This is a genomic window from Ochrobactrum sp. Q0168 (genome assembly GCF_016427605.1).
Taxonomy (GTDB): Bacteria; Pseudomonadota; Alphaproteobacteria; order Rhizobiales; family Rhizobiaceae; genus Brucella.
Genome location: NZ_JAELXQ010000005.1, coordinates 83,540 through 99,228, shown reverse-complemented (window position 1 = coordinate 99,228; position 15,689 = coordinate 83,540). Strand labels below are relative to the sequence as shown.

Sequence of the window (15,689 nt, the reverse complement as noted above, 5' to 3'; positions counted from 1 at the left end):
ACGGTTGAGAAGAGACAGGTGAACCATGCTGACCGACGACCGTAAGAAAAGCCGGGTTACGCTTCTTGATGTGGCGCGCCATGCGAATGTTTCGCGGGCTACCGCGTCGCTTGTCATTCGCAAGAGCCCACTGGTCGGCGCTGCGACGCGGGAGAAGGTCGAGAAGGCGCTGCGAGAGCTCGGCTACGTTTATAATATGGGCGCGGCGAGCCTGCGGGCCGATCGCTCGAACACGGTCGGCGTGATTGTCCCGACACTGGGCAACCCCTTTTATGGCGAGCTGCTGGCGGGCATTGATCGTATTGTCGGTGAGGCGGGCATGGTCGTTCTGCTGGCCAACAGCCACGAGAATTTTGCCAATCAGAACACATTGATGCAGCGCATGCGCGAGCATGGTGTCGATGGCGTGATCGTGTCGCTGACGGCTGGAACCGAACCCGGTTTCATCGAACAGATTGCTGATTGGGGACTTCCTGTCGTGCAGGTTCTTCGCCACGTGACGGACAGGATCGACTATGCCGGGGTCGATTATGCGGGCGGTATGCGGCAGGCCGTCAATCACCTGTCCGGGCTGGGGCACAAGACCATCGCCTTTGCGGTACATGGGCCGGTGCATTCGGCCTATCGCGAACGCGTCGAGGGTTTTCGGGAGGCCATGCTGGAAAAGCGGCTGGACCCGGAACTGATCGTGCATTTGCCCAGTACCATGCCGGAAATTGCCAAGGCCGCACCGCTTCTGTTTCTGCACGGGCCGGAACCAACGGCGGCGATCTGCTTTAACGATGTGATAGCGCTTGGTTTGTCAGCTGGGCTTTATGACTGCGGCAGAAAAATCGGGGAGGATTTTTCGCTGATCGGCTTTGATGATGTCAGCGATGCCGAAGCAACCCGTCCGCGCTTGAGTTCGGTCGCGACACGCCCGGTGACAGTCGGCGAAAACGCGGCCCGATTGCTGCTTTCGCGCCTCGCCGAGCCGGAAAGACCGGCCCAGCGTATTGTCAGCGAGACCTATTTGCAGGTTCGCCAGTCCTGTGGACGCCTTGCAGGCTGACGGGAGATTTGATCGTCTCATCCAAATTAATGATTGACGAGACGGGCTAAACAAATTTAGATCGATCTAAATTTGTCTGATCTGGAGGAAGACAGCCAATTCGCCGACCGGGAGGTTCCAGCATTGTACAATTTCAATTTCGCGCCCGTATTCGCGTCGATGGACAAGCTGCTTCTCGGCGCGTGGCAGACGATTGAGCTTTCTGTCGGCGCGATGGTGCTCGGGTTGGTCGTTTCCATCGTGTGCGCCTGGGGCAAGACATCCGGCTCGAAACCGGTGCGCTTTATCATCGACGCCTATATCGAGATCATCCGCAATACGCCGTTTCTGGTGCAGATATTCTTCATCTTCTTCGGCCTGCCCTCGGCAGGTCTGCGCCTGTCGCCCAATAGTGCGGCACTTCTGGCGCTGGTGGTGAATTTCGGTGCCTATGGCACGGAAATCATCCGCGCGGGCATCGAGTCCATCCATAAAGGGCAGGTGGAAGCGGGCACCGCGCTTGGCCTCTCGCGCCTGCAAGTCTTCCGCTACATCATCATGAAACCGGCATTGCGCACGGTCTATCCGTCGCTGACCAGCCAGTTCATCTATCTGATGCTGACATCAAGCGTCGTGTCGGTGATTTCCGCCAACGAACTGGCCGCCGCCGGTAACGATCTCCAGTCTGCGACCTTCGCGAGCTTCGAGGTCTATATCGTCATCACGCTGATGTATCTCGTCATGTCCATTGGTTTTTCGGCGGTGTTCTCGCTGATCGAAAAACTGGCGTTCAAATATCCGCTGAGCCGATAGGAGCAAGGCCATGATCAGACCTTTCGGCTGGAACGAATTTCTCATTATCGTCTATGCGGCCCAGTGGACCATCGCGCTTTCGGCCATCGCCTTTGTGGGCGGCGGCTTTGGCGGCATGATCGTGGCGCTGATGCGGGTCTCGGATAATCGTGTGCTGCGCTATATCGCGCTTGGCTTCATCCGTCTGTTTCAGGGCACGCCGCTGCTGATGCAGCTCTTTCTAGTGTTCTTCGGGCTCAATATTTTCGGTTTTGGCATCAATCCATGGATTGCAGCGGCCATCGCCCTGACCCTGCATGCCAGCGCTTTCCTCGGCGAAATCTGGCGCGGCTGTATCGACGCCGTGCCGCCGGGCCAGCGTGAAGCGGCAACGGCGCTCGGCCTGCGCTACTATAACCGCATGCGCTATATCATTCTGCCGCAGGCTGCGCGCATTTCGGTTGCGCCGACGGTCGGTTTCCTCGTGCAGCTGATCAAGGGCACATCGCTTGCGGCCATCATCGGATTTACCGAGCTGACCCGGCAGGGCCAGATTATCAACAATGCGACCTTCAGTCCGTTCATGGTGTTTGGCACGGTGGCGGCTGTCTATTTCATTCTGTGCTGGCCGCTATCGATCCTGGCCCGCAATATGGAAACCAAATTTTCTCGCGCAACCGCCCGCTAATCGGGGGGCTTGCTTAGGGATCAATAGCCGGCGAGGAGTCCGGCTTAACAACAGGGAAGGGAAGAACATGACTATCACCAGACGCATAGCGATGACGCTGATCGGTGCGGGCGCTCTCGCTGCGGCTTTTGCGCCAGCTGCATTCGCGCAGACCGTCGAAGGCATCAAGTCGGCGGGAACCATCAAGATCGGCATGCTGGTCGACTTTCCGCCATTCGGCATCATGAACACCAGCAACGAGCCGGACGGCTACGATGCCGACGTGGCAAAGCTGCTTGCCGCCGAGCTGGGTGTGAAGGCGCAGATCGTGCCGGTGACCGGCCCGAACCGCATTCCCTATCTGCAGAGCGGACAGGTCGACCTGCTGGTGGCTTCGCTGGGCATCACCGAAGAACGCGCCAAGAGCGTCGATTTCTCGCAGCCTTATGCCGGTATTTCCATCGGGGTTTTCGGACCGAAGGACGCGGCTGTCGCCAAGCCGGAAGATCTGTCGGGCAAGACCATCGGCGTGGCGCGCGCCTCGACGCAGGATACGGCGGTGACCAAGGTTGCGCCGAAGGATGCCAATATCCGCCGCTTCGATGACGATGCCAGCGCGGTGCAGGCTCTGCTGTCGGGTCAGGTCGATCTGATCGGTCTCTCCAATGTCGTTGCCGCTGAAATCGAAAAGGCAGCACCCGGCCGTTACGAGCAGAAAATCCAGCTCAGCCAGCAGGTTCAGGGTATCGCGGTGCGCAAGGGTTCGACCGAAATGCTCGAATTCGTCAACAAATTCATCGAAAAGGTGAAGGGCGACGGCGAACTGAACAAGATCCACGAAAAGTGGCTTGGTTCCCCGCTGCCGGATTTCGTTTCCAAGGCGAAGTAATTTTTGACCGGCGCCATGCCCGGTATTGGCCGGGCATGGCCGCAAACGCCGCATCAGGCGATCACGTTCAGCAAAGCGAGTTCTCGACATGAATAAGACGGCTCAGAACACGGCTTTCGGGGCATCGCAGGACTCCGGTACTGCGGTGCTGATGGAAGGCGTCAACAAATGGTATGGCACCTATCATGCACTGCGGAATATCAATCTGACCGTGGCGCGCGGCGAGCGCATCGTCATTTGCGGCCCATCCGGTTCGGGCAAGTCGACGCTGATCCGCTGCATAAACCAGCTTGAAACCATTCAGGAAGGGCGCATCGTTGTCGATGGTCACGAGCTTACGGCTGGCGGAAAGAATGTCGATATCATCCGGCAGGAAACCGGCATGGTGTTCCAGCAGTTCAATCTTTTCCCGCATATGACGGTTCTGGAAAACTGCACGCTGGCGCCGATGAAGGTGCGCGGCGTCGCCAGGGCGGAAGCCGAAAAGACGGCGCGCAAATTTCTGGAGCGCGTGCGCATTCCTGAACAGGCGGACAAGTATCCGGCGCAGCTTTCCGGCGGCCAGCAGCAGCGCGTGGCGATTGCGCGGGCCTTGTGCATGAACCCCAAGATCATGCTTTTCGATGAGCCGACTTCGGCGCTCGATCCGGAAATGGTCAAGGAAGTTCTGGACACCATGATCGATCTCGCCAGGGAAGGCATGACCATGCTCTGCGTCACCCATGAAATGGGCTTTGCGCGACAGGTCGCCGACCGCGTGATCTTCATGGATCAGGGGCAAATCCTCGAAATGGCGGAGCCGGAAGAATTCTTCGGCAATCCGAAGCATGAGCGGACAAGGGCCTTTATCGGCCAGATTTCCTGACCCCTCGCATCGTTTGATCTGATGCATGGCGGAAAGCTAAATCCCATCTTTGCGCTGTGTTTCCCCCAATCTGGAACTGGAGTTTGACGTGACGAACGAAATCCTGCTCGTGGAGCCGATGATGCCTGCAATCGAGGAGCGTCTCGATGCGGCTTACAAGGTTCATCGGCTTTACAAGACGGAAGAAAAAGCGGCGATCGATGCGGCTTTGGGTTCGATCCGCGCGGTCGTGACCGGCGGCGGCTCGGGACTGTCGAATGAATGGATCGAGCGTCTGCCGTCGCTTGGCCTGATTGCCATCAATGGTGTCGGGACCGACAAGGTCGATCTCGCCTTTGCGCGTAGCCGCAATGTGCATGTGAGCACGACGCCGGGCGTTCTGACCGACGACGTTGCCGATACCGGTATTGCCCTGATGCTCGCGCTCCTGCGCCATGTGGCGCTTGGCGACAGCTTTGTCCGCGAGGGCAAATGGGCGGCGCGTCAAGCTTTCCCGCTGGGCGTCAGCCCCAAGGGCAAGCGTATCGGCGTTCTCGGCCTTGGCCAGATCGGCAAGTCGCTGGCCAAGCGCGCCGAGGCTTTCGGCATGGAAGTGCATTACTGGAATCGCTCGCCGGTGGCGGGCACGAACTGGGTGGCTCATGCATCGCCGGTGGAATTGGCTGAGAACTGCGATGTTCTGGCGGTTTGCGTGGCAGCCAATGCTTCCACGGCGAATATCGTCAATGCAGATGTGCTGACGGCGCTTGGCAACAAGGGTTATCTCATCAATGTCGCGCGCGGTACTGTGGTCGATGAGGACGCGCTTCTGGCCGCGCTGAACGGTGGCGTCATCGCCGGTGCCGGTCTTGATGTCTTCGTCAACGAGCCGACAATCCGCGAAGACTTCTTCACCGCGCCGAACACGGTTTTGATGCCGCATCAGGGCAGTGCAACGGTCGAAACGCGCATCGGCATGGGCGAACTGGTGCTTGCCAATCTACAGGCCTATTTCGCAGGCGATGTTCCGCCCACCAAGGTGAATTGAGTTTTGCGATGATTGTCAGGCAGGCTTTCTTCGAAGGTGAAATTCACGCCGGACGCGAGGATGCGTTCAAGGCTTATGTCGCGGAAACCCTGATGCCGATGTGGCTTCAGTTTCCGGGCATCCGGGATGTGCGCGTGCTTTATGCCGTGGAACGGGACGAAGGCGCACCATCCTATCCGATGGTGTTATGGACGGTCTATGACAGCCAGGAAGCACTGGCGGAAGCGCTGGCCTCACCCATCCGCTACGAAAGCCGGGAGGCCACAAAGGGCTTGCTGGCGATGTTCGATGGCCATATCCACCACCACGTTTTCGACCTCGCTCTGGTGGGCGAAGTGACGGGCTAAACCCGACTTCGGCCAGTGCCGGATGCGCTGGCCGAAGTGAGTCTCTCTCTCAGCTTTTTGAAATTTGTCCAACCGATCAAATTTGTAGTTTCGCGCGATTATCTAAGTACATTAGCATGTGATCACATAAATGTGATCGTTCCGACGTCAGCGGCTATGGTTTGACCTTTTTCCGGCGTTTTCTATATCAGAACGTCGGCTTTGCAGCGTTGTATTTCCTCATGTTTTGCACAGATAGGGTACAAGTTGTTTGAACTGTTCTAGTCGGGTGTGTATCGAGCGCTATGTTTTTCTCAATCGCGCCACGCGGTTTTATTTCAGAAAAGCATCCTCCGTCTTACCCACCTAACTGGCAGGAAACGACAATGACTGACCTCCCCGGATATCCGAGTCGTCGCAGTTTTCTGAAAGCCTCCGCAGCAAGCGTCATGCTTTCAGGACTGGCTGTCTCAGCCCAGGCTGAACCGAAGACGCCCCCGGTTCCGCTTGAAGACTATGAACGGCAATATTTTAACGATCTCGAATGGACATTTATCCTCGCTGCGACGGCGCGGTTGATCCCATCGGATGGCGATGGCCCCGGCGCGATTGAAACGCGTGTTCCCGTCTTTATCGATCTTCAGCTTGCCGGTGATTTTGGCCGTGCCGATGATTGGTACATGGTTGGCCCGCACGATCCGTCCGCCGATCCAACACGCGGCTGGCAAACCCCGCTCAACCCGGCGCAGATCTACCGTCAGGGCATTCCGGCCTTCAACGCCTGGTGCGAGCAGAAATACAGCGCCGCTTTTGCCGCTTTGACCCCCGAACAGCAGGACGAAGCACTGACAGCTCTTCAGAAGGGCGAAGTCGGCTTGCAGCCGGAACTGCGCGAGTTCTTCGCGCTGCTTCTCCAGAACACCAAGGAAGGCTATTTCGCCGACCCGATGTATGGCGGCAATCACGGCATGCAGGCCTGGACCTATATCGGTTTCCCCGGCGCACGCGGCAGCTACAAGGAATGGGTTGAGCGGCACAATGTGCCCTATCCTCTGGGTCCGGTTTCGATCAAGGGCGAAAGGGCATAACCATGGCACGTCAGGAAAAGAAGAAAGACGTGGTCATTGTCGGCCTTGGCTGGACCGGCTCCATTCTGGCAATGGAACTGGCGCAGGAAGGCCTCGACATCGTTGCGCTTGAGCGCGGCCAGGATCAGAACACCGTGCCGGATTTCAAATATCCGAACATGATCGACGAGCTGAAATATGGTGTGCGTCTCAAGATGATGCAGCGCGCCAGCCAGCAGACGGTCACGGTGCGCCGCAGCGCGGATGAGAACGCACTTCCTTACCGCAGCTTCGGTTCTTTTTTGCCGGGTAACGGCGTGGGCGGCGCGGGCACCCATTGGAACGGCCTCAACTGGCGTCCGCAGGCCGAAGAACTGCGCCTGCGTTCCCATGTGCGTGAGCATTGGGGCGAGCAGATCATCCCGGAAGATATGCTTCTTGGCGATTATCCCGTCACCTATGACGAGATGGAGCCTTTCTTCGACCGCTTCGAGCGCGTCGCCGGCATTTCCGGCAAGGCGGGCAATATCAAGGGTAAGATCGTCGAAGGCGGCAACCCGTTTGAGGGTTGGCGTTCAAATGAATATCCGATGCCGCCGATGAAGACGACCTGGGACGGTCGCAAATTCGCCGACGCCGCGAAGGCCATGGGTTACCACCCGTTCCCCTCGCCGGGCGGCATCGCCTCGACGGCCTATGTCAACGAATATGGCATGCAGATGGGACCGTGCAATCATTGTGGTTTCTGCGAGCGCTTTGGCTGTTATCAATATTCGAAGTCGTCACCGCAGACGACCATCCTCGACGCGCTGAAGCGGATGCCGAATTTCTCCTATCGGACGGAATCCGAAGTGCTGCGTGTTGAAATGGCTCCGGATGGCAAGACCGCGACCGGCGTGACCTATTTCGACGACAATACGCAGGAAGAAGTCTTCCAACCTGCAGATCTCGTCATTCTGTCGTCGTTCCAGCTGAACAATGTACATCTGGCATTGCTTTCGGGCATCGGGCAGCCTTACGACCCGGCAACAGGCGAAGGCGTAACGGGCCGAAACTATGCCTATCAGCTGACCGGCGGCGTGACGCTCTTCTTCAAGGATGAAGTGTTCAATCCGTTTATCGGCACGGGCGCCAACGGCATGTGCATTGACGATTTCGGCGTCAACCAGATCGATTTCGGTCGTGAAGGCTTCATCGGTGGCGCCTACTGGCGCACGGGCCAAACCAATGGTCAGCCGATCCGCAGCATGACGCTCCCCTCCGGTACGCCGAGCTGGGGCCCGGGATGGAAGAAGGCGATTGCCGAATGGTATGGGCATTCGATGAACATCGGAACCCACGGTTCCGTTATGTCCTACAAGACCAATCATCTTGATCTTGACCCGACGTACAAGGATCGTCATGGCCGCGCCCTGATGCGCATGACCTTCAACTGGAATCCGAACGATATCCGGATGACGCAGTTCATGAAGGGCAAGGCGGAAGCGCTGGCGAAGACGATGAACCCGGACCTGATCCAGTCGTCTTTCAAGAAGGAAGGTGCGCAGTTTGATGTCCGTCCTTACCAGACGACCCACACCACTGGCGGCCACATCATGTCGGAAAATGCACGTGAAGGCGTGGTCAATCGCTTCTCGCAGGCATGGGACAAGCACAATGTGTTCATGCTGGGCGCGGGCAACTTCGTGCAGAATACCCAGTACAACCCGACCGGCTTGCTCGGCGGTCTTGCTTACTGGACCGCACATGCGATCCGCACGCAGTATCTTTCCAATCCGCGTCCGCTGGTTTGAGGAGAATAGTGATGAAAACTTTTCTTCGCATCATCGGTGTTCTCATCGTTCTGGGCATCGTCGCCTTGCTGGCTTTCCTGTTCGTTCCGGTGCAGCTTACCAAGCCGACGAAGGAACTGGCCGCTGACTGGAAACCAGCCAAGGGGCAGGGCGAATATGTCATGTATGCGTCCGACTGCATGGCCTGTCATACAGCGGACGGCGGCAAGCCGTTCGCCGGTGGTCGCGCCATTGCAAGCCCGATGGGTCAGATCTGGACGACCAATATTACGCCGGACAAGGAAACCGGCATCGGAAACTGGACGCTCGACCAGTTCCGCGCCGCGCTTTATGACGGTATCCGTGCCGATGGCGTGCATCTTTATCCGGCCATGCCTTACGAAAACTATCGCAAGCTGACCGAAGAAGATGTGCGTGCGCTCTACGAATACTTCATGCACGATGTGCAGCCGGTCAAGAACGAGGTAAAGCAGACCGAACTGGGCTTCCCGTTCAATCTGCGCTTTGGTATCCGCGCCTGGAACTGGCTCGCGCTGAGCGATAAGGCTGGCTTTATGCCCGCAGGCAAGAATGAGATGCAGGACCGTGGCCAGTATCTCGTCGAGGGACCGGCGCATTGTGCCGCCTGCCACAGCCCGCGCAACAGCTTCATGGCGCAGGACGGCGTCAGCGCTGGCGACAAGAACTTCCTGTCCGGCGGTGTCATTGACGGCTGGAATGCGCCTTCACTGCGTGGCCCGCAATCGGCTCCCCAGAAATGGTCGGTCGAGGAATTGGCCGCCTATCTCGCAACGGGGCGCAACGCACATTCGACCGCAAATGGCGAAATGGGGCTGGCGGTCGAGCATTCCCTTCAACATCTGACGGATGCCGACAATCTTGCGATTGCCGCTTTCCTCAAGGGTATCGACGGCGCGACGGTCGAAGTTCCTGAGAGCTTTGCGGTCAAGGCTTCGACGGCACATCCGGCAGCCCCCGCCGATGCCGCTGGCGAAGCAACCGCGAAGATGCTGACGGAAGCCTCCCCGGACATGCCGGTGGGTGCGCGTCTTTATCTGGACAATTGTGCTGCCTGCCACTTCGTAACCGGCAAGGGTGCTCCTGGAATTTTCCCGGAACTGGCCGACAACGCGCTGGTGACCGGATCGGAAGTGAAGCCGCTGGTCTCGATCATCCTGCATGGCGCGGAAGTGCCGTCGACGGCAAAGCGTCCGATGCGTCTTGTGATGCAGGGCTATGCCGATCGCCTGACGGATCAGGAAGTGGCGGACCTTGCCTCCTTCGTTCGTTCCGCATGGGGCAACAAGGCGGGCGCGGTTTCGGCTGGTGATGTGGCTGCGGTTCGCAAGAGCGAAGCAGCAGCGCACTGATCTGTCGCAGAGCTTGCAGAAGAATGGGCGGCGGAGTGAAAGCTCCGCCGCCTATTTCTTTCGCGGTGGCTTTGCGCTGTTGAGCGCGATGGCGGCGCGAACGAGCGTGGTCAGTGCATCGGCATCGATCTCTTCGCCTTCACGAATATCGATGGCCCGACGCACATTACCCTCCAGACTGGAATTGAACAGACCGCTTGGGTCGTCGAGCGATGCGCCTTTGGCGAAAGTCAGTTTGACGACCTGCTTGTAGGTCTCGCCCGTGCAGATAATGCCATTGCGCTCCCATACGGGCACGCCACGCCATTTCCATGTTTCAATGATTGCGGGATCGGCTTTGACGATGATGGCGCGAACTCTGGCCAGCATTTCGCCTCTCCAGTCGGCAAGTTCCGCGATGCGCGCATCGATCAGGCGTGAAGCGGAGATGTCTTCATCGGTTGTCGTCGTTTTGTTCATGATCATTTGTCCTCCATTCCACCGGCGAGAATGTTAGAACATGGCGAGCAGAAATGGAAAACGGTTTTGTGTCAGAACTGCTAGTGCTTCAGCGCCAGAATTTCTTGGCGTCGAGAACGTCATCAAGCGCGACCTGCGCTTTTTCGATCAGCTGTTTTTTATCGGCACGGAAGATCAGCTTCTGAGCCTCAGGCGTTTCTTCAATCCCGTATTTTTTAAGCAGTTCGTGGCCGATGGCCAGATCGTTGAGCGCACCCAGACGGTCTTGCAGCGCTTCCATGGCTTTGTTGAAATTCTTGTACCGGCGCAGGCCGCACTTGTCGGCAAAGAGCGGTGCGAAGAACTCCGCCGCATAGCGCAGTTTCTTCGCGTCTTTTCGCGCCTCATGCCGATGCTCGTCATCGATTTCGGCAAGGTCGCGACCGTGCTTCTTAAGCTTCTTGCGCATCCGGTCGAGCGCTTTTGCGGCAAAATCTTCAATGGGCTTTTCCCCATCGGGATGTTTGGCATAGTCGCCGCAGAGCAGCCATTCGTTGAAGTCGAGCATCAGCGCCCGGCTGCGATCCGACGCAAGCGCTTCGACGATGTCGTCATAACTGCCCTTGCGAGCGTTTTCCAGCTTTTCCCACAGCTCTCCGTCGGCGGCCTTCGACAAAAGCACATCCAGATTGCGGGCCTCGCTGAGTGTGTTGGCCAGCCAGCGGAATTCGTCCGAAAATCGTTTGGCATTTTCGTCCAACAGAGGTTTGAAGAGCGACAGCGCCGAACGCAGCCGCCGAATGGCGACTCGCGCCTGATGCAGGCTGCCCGCATGTCCCTTTTGCAGCAGCAAGGTTTCGTTCAGCCGGAACTGGCGAAAACAGGAAAGCGCGATCATGCGAAACCCTTCGTCCGCAGTCAGGCGCGGTTCCAGACCGATTGCTTCGGCCTTGGCCGCGTTGCGCATGGCCGACAATAAACGGTAGCCGCGTTCTGATTTGGATTGAACGCCGATCTTCACCGGAACGATTGCATTGATCTTGCGGGCAAGCGTGAAAAGCTGACGGGGATCACCGCCCTTCAGTTCCAACTCGATCTCGTGAAAGGGCGCCTGCCTGTCGCCTGCTGTCACAATCCCGGAATCAGCGGCTATTTCGATGCTGGAGGTGCCTTCGGTCAGGTTCCAGATGCGGCGGTTGGTGACAACTTCAAACTGCACGACAAGCTCGCGTTCGATCGGGCCGAAACGGTTGAGAAGCGGGCTGTTATAGTCGAAGACCGGCGTGTTCGTTCGCGCCGGGGTTTCCCATTCGGAACGGGCGAAAAGCGAGGCGTTGGAGCCAGTCGCCTTCACGGTCTGGATGCTCTTTTCACCAGAGCGTCGGATGCGCAAGGTGAAACCATGATCGAAAAGTCGGCAATCGCCCGTATCGAAATAAACCGACTGCAATTCCAGCGTGGCGGCAGGCTGCCCCAGAAAGCTGGAGAGGGCGATCTTTTCGAGATCGGCAGGGGAAATTTCGAGCTTCAGTTCGATTTCGGCCAATGGCGAACTCCTTATTGCCAGCCCCGACAATGCCTATCCCGACTAAATAATAGAAACTTCTGTCAGTCTCATGACGAAGATTATGCCAGATTCACTTGAACCTCGACTATGGTGTTCTGTGTATTGGCTTTATCAGCTCTTTTCAGGAACCCGCGTGGCGGAATCTCTTAAGATCAGTTCTACTGGCCAGAGCTCGTGGATGTCGGTCGCGGCGCGACCGTCGAGAATGTCCATCAGAAGGTCGGCGCAGCGTTTTCCCGCCGCCCGCATGGATGAGCGCGTCGCGGTGAGCGACGGCACCATATTCTCGGCACTGAGGAAGGAGATGACATCGTCATGGGCGATGACAGAGATATCCTTGCCGATGGTCAGCCCGAACGAGCGCGCCGCGCGATATATGCCAAGCGCCGTCATCATCGATCCGGCAACAAAGGCGGTTGGGCGCGGGTTACGTTCCAAGAGCTTGATGGCAAGACGGTAGCCGATTTCGTCGGTAAAATCGCCATGCTCCACCAGTTCCGGATCGAAGGGGATGCCCCTGCTTTCCAGCGCCTTGCGATAGCCTGCGTCGCGGTGAAGCGAAAACGTGAAGCCGTAGCGTCCGTTGATCATCGCGACACGGCGATGGCCGAGATCGAGCAGATGCGCCGTCGAGCGACAGACCGCGCCTTCATTGTCGATATCGAGCCAGGCATGCGGAATATCGATTTCCGAACGCCCATGCACCAGAAATGGCATGCCGAGTTCATGCAGCAGCCGAATGCGCTCGTCATTGGGCTTTGGGGAGGTCACGATGATTGCATCGACCCGGCGACTTGTGGCGAGGCGGCGACAAATTTGAACTTCGTCATCCGTGCCATTGTGGGAAATCGGGCTTACGAGAATATCCACCTCGTCCTGACTGAGCCGTTCGGCCATGCCGCGCATGAATTCGGCGAAATGAAATTCGCTGTTGCGCCCCATCACGACGCCGATGGCTCCGGCACGCCCTGTTGCGAGTCTGACCGCATTTTCATTGGGACGGTAACCAAGGCGGACGGCTTCATCCATCACACGCTTGCGCGTGCTCTCGGCCACTTCAGGATAGCCGCTTAATGCACGACTGACGGTCGTGGCTGAAAGCCCCAGTTGTTTGGCAAATTCACGAAGTTTCATTTGGTATGTCAGGTTGGAAGGCAGGCAAGGCGGCGGGATTATAGACGCTTCCTTGCGATTAACAATCGGCGTGCCAGCCGCAATGAGCCGGTGGCTGACGACCATTCTGCAATATATTCAAACCGCTTTCAAGTTCGTTTCAAAATGAAGCAATGAACCGCGTCGACTGCGAAGATAAAGGTTGATCGTGGAGCGATGGCCTATCTTCTAAATCACTGAAATATATGGATGTATAATATAAGACAAGGAAGCTGTTCGATTTACAAGTATCTGACGCTTGACAGAAATCTACTCCTCTGCAACTTTTTGCCATCCAAACCGTTTTCGATTTTAACAAAAGCGCTTACAGAATGGATGGGAGGAGGGACCAATGAAATCAATAAAGGGAATGCTCGCGGCCTGCTTGGCTTTCGGCCTTGCGACAGTTAGCGCACAGGCAGTGGAAATTTCGCTCGCCGCCAATTCGACCGGCAACAACATCAAGTTCTTGCAGGACCAGATCGTCAAATTCGAGAAGGACACCGGCAATAAGGTCAATATCGTTTCGATGCCGCCGTCCTCGAGCGAGCAGTTCAGCCAGTATCGTTTGTGGCTGGCCGCTGGCAATGCGGATATTGACGTCTATCAGACCGATGTGGTCTGGGCACCGCAATTGTCCGACCAGTTTGTCGATCTGACGGAAGCCACCAAGGACGTTACCGGCGCGCATTTTGCATCGATCATCGCGTCGCAGACGGTCAATGGCAAGCTTGTCGCGCTGCCGTTTTACACGGACGCGCCCGCCTTGTTCTACCGCAAGGATCTTCTGGAAAAATACAAGAAGCCCGTCCCCAAGACATGGGATGAAATGACGGCGACCGCCAAGGAAATCATGGATAAGGAGCGGGCCGACGGTAAGTCTGATCTCTGGGGCTTTGTCTTTCAGGGCAATGCCTATGAAGGGCTGACCTGTAACGCGCTTGAATGGATCAAGTCGTCAGGCGGCGGCCAGATCGTTGAGGCGGACGGCACGATTTCGATCAATAACGAAAAGGCGGCGGCAGCCATCGAACGCGCCAAGGGCTGGATCGGTTCGATCTCGCCGCAAGGCGCCCTTGCCTATCAGGAAGAGGAATCGCGCGGCGTCTGGCAGACCGGCAATGCGGTCTTCATGCGAAATTGGCCCTATGCCTATGCGCTGGGCAATAGCACGGATAGCGGTGTGAAGGGCAAGTTCGACGTGGCGCCATTACCCGCTGGCGCCGAGGGAGAGGCGCCATCTTCGACGCTAGGCGGCTGGAACCTCGCCGTGTCCAAATATTCGACAAAGCAGGATGCAGCCATCGCATTGGTCAAGTATCTGGCGTCGCCGGAAGTGCAGAAGGTGCAGGCGGTCGAGATTTCGCGCTTGCCCACCATTGAAGCGCTTTACGATGACAAGGATGTCATCGCGGCGCAGCCTTTCATGGCCAATTGGAAGCCGATTTTCCAGAACGCCGTGCCACGGCCATCGGCTGCGACAAAGGTGAAATATAATGAAGTGTCGTCAAAGTTCTGGACGGCGGTTCACAAGACGCTCTCCGGCAACGGAACGGCTGCGGAGAATCTCGAAATGCTTGAGGTCGAACTGACCGAGCTGGAAGGTTCCGGCTGGTAAGGACCGATCAAGCCGCGTTCGGGGTGTCCTCCCAAGCCCCGCCCCCTAAAGGTGGGCAACCCGAACGCTCCTATTCCTCTGGGCAGGACCAAGAGCTGGATCATGACCGAGACTTCTCCCGATCGTGCGGAGGCCGCGCCGTCAAGGCGGCGCGTGCGCTCCGATCTGCGCAGCCAGCGTATCCGGTCTGCTTGGGTGTTTCTCGTGCCAACGCTGTTTGTGCTGGCGCTGGTGGCCGGTTGGCCGCTGCTCAGAACCATCTATTTCAGCTTCACCAATGCGTCGCTGACCAGTCTCGGCTCGGCGGAGTTCGTCGGCTTCAATAATTATCTGTCTTGGGTGACGCTCAAGAGCGGTCGTACCGTTTATCGCGGTCTTCTGGCCGACCCGGCATGGTGGGGGGCGGTCTGGAACACAGTAAGGTTCACATTGCTTTCGGTCAGTCTGGAAACGGTGTTCGGCTTGATCGTGGCGCTGGTGCTCAACGCCAATTTTCCCGGGCGCGGCCTGGTGCGCGCGGCGATCCTGATCCCATGGGCGATCCCCACCATCGTTTCAGCCAAGATCTGGCACTGGATGCTCAACGACCAGTTCGGCATTTTGAACCATATCCTGCTTAATCTGGGGCTTATCAGCCAGAAGATCGCATGGACCGCCAACCCCGACACGGCGATGATCGCGGTTCTGGTTGTCGATGTCTGGAAGACGACGCCCTTCATGGCGCTCCTTATTCTGGCTGGTCTGCAAATGGTGCCGACGGATATTTACGAAGCGGCCAAGATCGATGGCGTGCATCCGCTGAAAGTGTTCTGGCGGGTGACGCTGCCGCTGATCCGTCCGGCGCTGATGGTTGCTGTCATCTTCCGAATGCTGGATGCGCTGCGTATTTTCGATCTGATCTATGTGCTGACGCCCAACAATGCGCAGACAAAAACCATGTCGGTCTTTGCGCGTGAAAATCTCTTCGATTTCGACAAGTTTGCCTATGGCGCGGCGGCATCGACAATGCTGTTCCTCATCATTGCGGGCATAACCTTGCTCTACATGTTCTTCGGGCGTGTGAACATCACCAGCAGGGGAGACTAGCG

Annotated in this window: 15 protein-coding genes; 12 read left to right on the top strand and 3 right to left on the bottom strand. The window is 57.5% G+C overall.

Going from position 1 to position 15,689, the window contains the following annotated elements; all coding sequences use genetic code 11:
* Window positions 1-25 precede the first annotated feature (25 nt).
* The 10 genes from JAU75_RS11530 (at window position 26) to JAU75_RS11485 (ending at window position 9,826) form a co-directional block, all read left to right on the top strand.
* Window positions 26-1,051, top strand: coding sequence for a LacI family DNA-binding transcriptional regulator (locus JAU75_RS11530; RefSeq protein WP_199056661.1), 1,026 nt, complete (start codon window positions 26-28; stop codon window positions 1,049-1,051).
* Between the two features lie 123 nt (window positions 1,052-1,174).
* Window positions 1,175-1,843, top strand: a complete 669-nt coding sequence (locus tag JAU75_RS11525; protein WP_199056660.1) for an amino acid ABC transporter permease — start codon at window positions 1,175-1,177, stop codon at window positions 1,841-1,843.
* 10 nt (window positions 1,844-1,853) lie between these two features.
* On the top strand, window positions 1,854-2,510 hold the full coding sequence (locus JAU75_RS11520; protein WP_199056659.1) for an amino acid ABC transporter permease: 657 nt from the start codon (window positions 1,854-1,856) through the stop codon (window positions 2,508-2,510).
* A gap of 67 nt (window positions 2,511-2,577) precedes the next feature.
* On the top strand, window positions 2,578-3,378 hold the full coding sequence (locus JAU75_RS11515) for a transporter substrate-binding domain-containing protein (RefSeq protein ID WP_199056658.1): 801 nt from the start codon (window positions 2,578-2,580) through the stop codon (window positions 3,376-3,378).
* 88 nt (window positions 3,379-3,466) lie between these two features.
* Entirely contained in the window at window positions 3,467-4,243 is a 777-nt protein-coding gene (locus tag JAU75_RS11510) for an amino acid ABC transporter ATP-binding protein (protein ID WP_199056657.1), read from the top strand.
* A 76-nt stretch (window positions 4,244-4,319) separates the two neighbouring features.
* A complete protein-coding gene (locus tag JAU75_RS11505) occupies window positions 4,320-5,270 on the top strand; it encodes a 2-hydroxyacid dehydrogenase (protein ID WP_199056824.1) in 951 nt (316 codons plus the stop codon).
* An 8-nt stretch (window positions 5,271-5,278) separates the two neighbouring features.
* A complete protein-coding gene (locus tag JAU75_RS11500; protein WP_199056656.1) occupies window positions 5,279-5,617 on the top strand; it encodes a hypothetical protein in 339 nt (112 codons plus the stop codon).
* Between the two features lie 365 nt (window positions 5,618-5,982).
* Window positions 5,983-6,684 carry a gluconate 2-dehydrogenase subunit 3 family protein gene (locus tag JAU75_RS11495; protein WP_199056655.1) on the top strand — a complete coding sequence of 234 codons (702 nt, stop codon included), beginning with the start codon at window positions 5,983-5,985 and terminating at the stop codon, window positions 6,682-6,684.
* A 2-nt stretch (window positions 6,685-6,686) separates the two neighbouring features.
* Complete coding sequence (locus JAU75_RS11490; protein ID WP_199056654.1) at window positions 6,687-8,456, top strand: GMC family oxidoreductase; 1,770 nt, start codon at window positions 6,687-6,689, stop codon at window positions 8,454-8,456.
* Window positions 8,457-8,467: 11 nt separating this feature from the next.
* Entirely contained in the window at window positions 8,468-9,826 is a 1,359-nt protein-coding gene (locus tag JAU75_RS11485; RefSeq protein WP_199056653.1) for a cytochrome c, read from the top strand.
* Between the two features lie 51 nt (window positions 9,827-9,877).
* Here the strand turns inward: JAU75_RS11485 and JAU75_RS11480 are convergent, their stop codons facing one another.
* From JAU75_RS11480 to JAU75_RS11470, 3 genes are all read right to left on the bottom strand, one after another.
* Complete coding sequence (locus tag JAU75_RS11480) at window positions 9,878-10,291, bottom strand: DUF1801 domain-containing protein (RefSeq protein WP_199056652.1); 414 nt, start codon at window positions 10,289-10,291, stop codon at window positions 9,878-9,880.
* An 82-nt stretch (window positions 10,292-10,373) separates the two neighbouring features.
* Window positions 10,374-11,810, bottom strand: coding sequence for a CYTH and CHAD domain-containing protein (locus tag JAU75_RS11475; RefSeq protein ID WP_210339274.1), 1,437 nt, complete (start codon window positions 11,808-11,810; stop codon window positions 10,374-10,376).
* A 132-nt stretch (window positions 11,811-11,942) separates the two neighbouring features.
* Window positions 11,943-12,965 carry a substrate-binding domain-containing protein gene (locus JAU75_RS11470; RefSeq protein ID WP_199056651.1) on the bottom strand — a complete coding sequence of 341 codons (1,023 nt, stop codon included), beginning with the start codon at window positions 12,963-12,965 and terminating at the stop codon, window positions 11,943-11,945.
* Window positions 12,966-13,335: 370 nt separating this feature from the next.
* Between JAU75_RS11470 and JAU75_RS11465 the strand changes: the two genes are divergently transcribed.
* Together JAU75_RS11465 and JAU75_RS11460 are read left to right on the top strand one after the other, a co-directional pair.
* Window positions 13,336-14,601 (top strand): ABC transporter substrate-binding protein, encoded by a 1,266-nt coding sequence (locus JAU75_RS11465; RefSeq protein WP_199056650.1) that lies wholly within the window; start codon window positions 13,336-13,338, stop codon window positions 14,599-14,601.
* A 102-nt stretch (window positions 14,602-14,703) separates the two neighbouring features.
* On the top strand, window positions 14,704-15,687 hold the full coding sequence (locus tag JAU75_RS11460; RefSeq protein WP_199056649.1) for a carbohydrate ABC transporter permease: 984 nt from the start codon (window positions 14,704-14,706) through the stop codon (window positions 15,685-15,687).
* The last annotated feature ends 2 nt before the right edge of the window (window positions 15,688-15,689 follow it).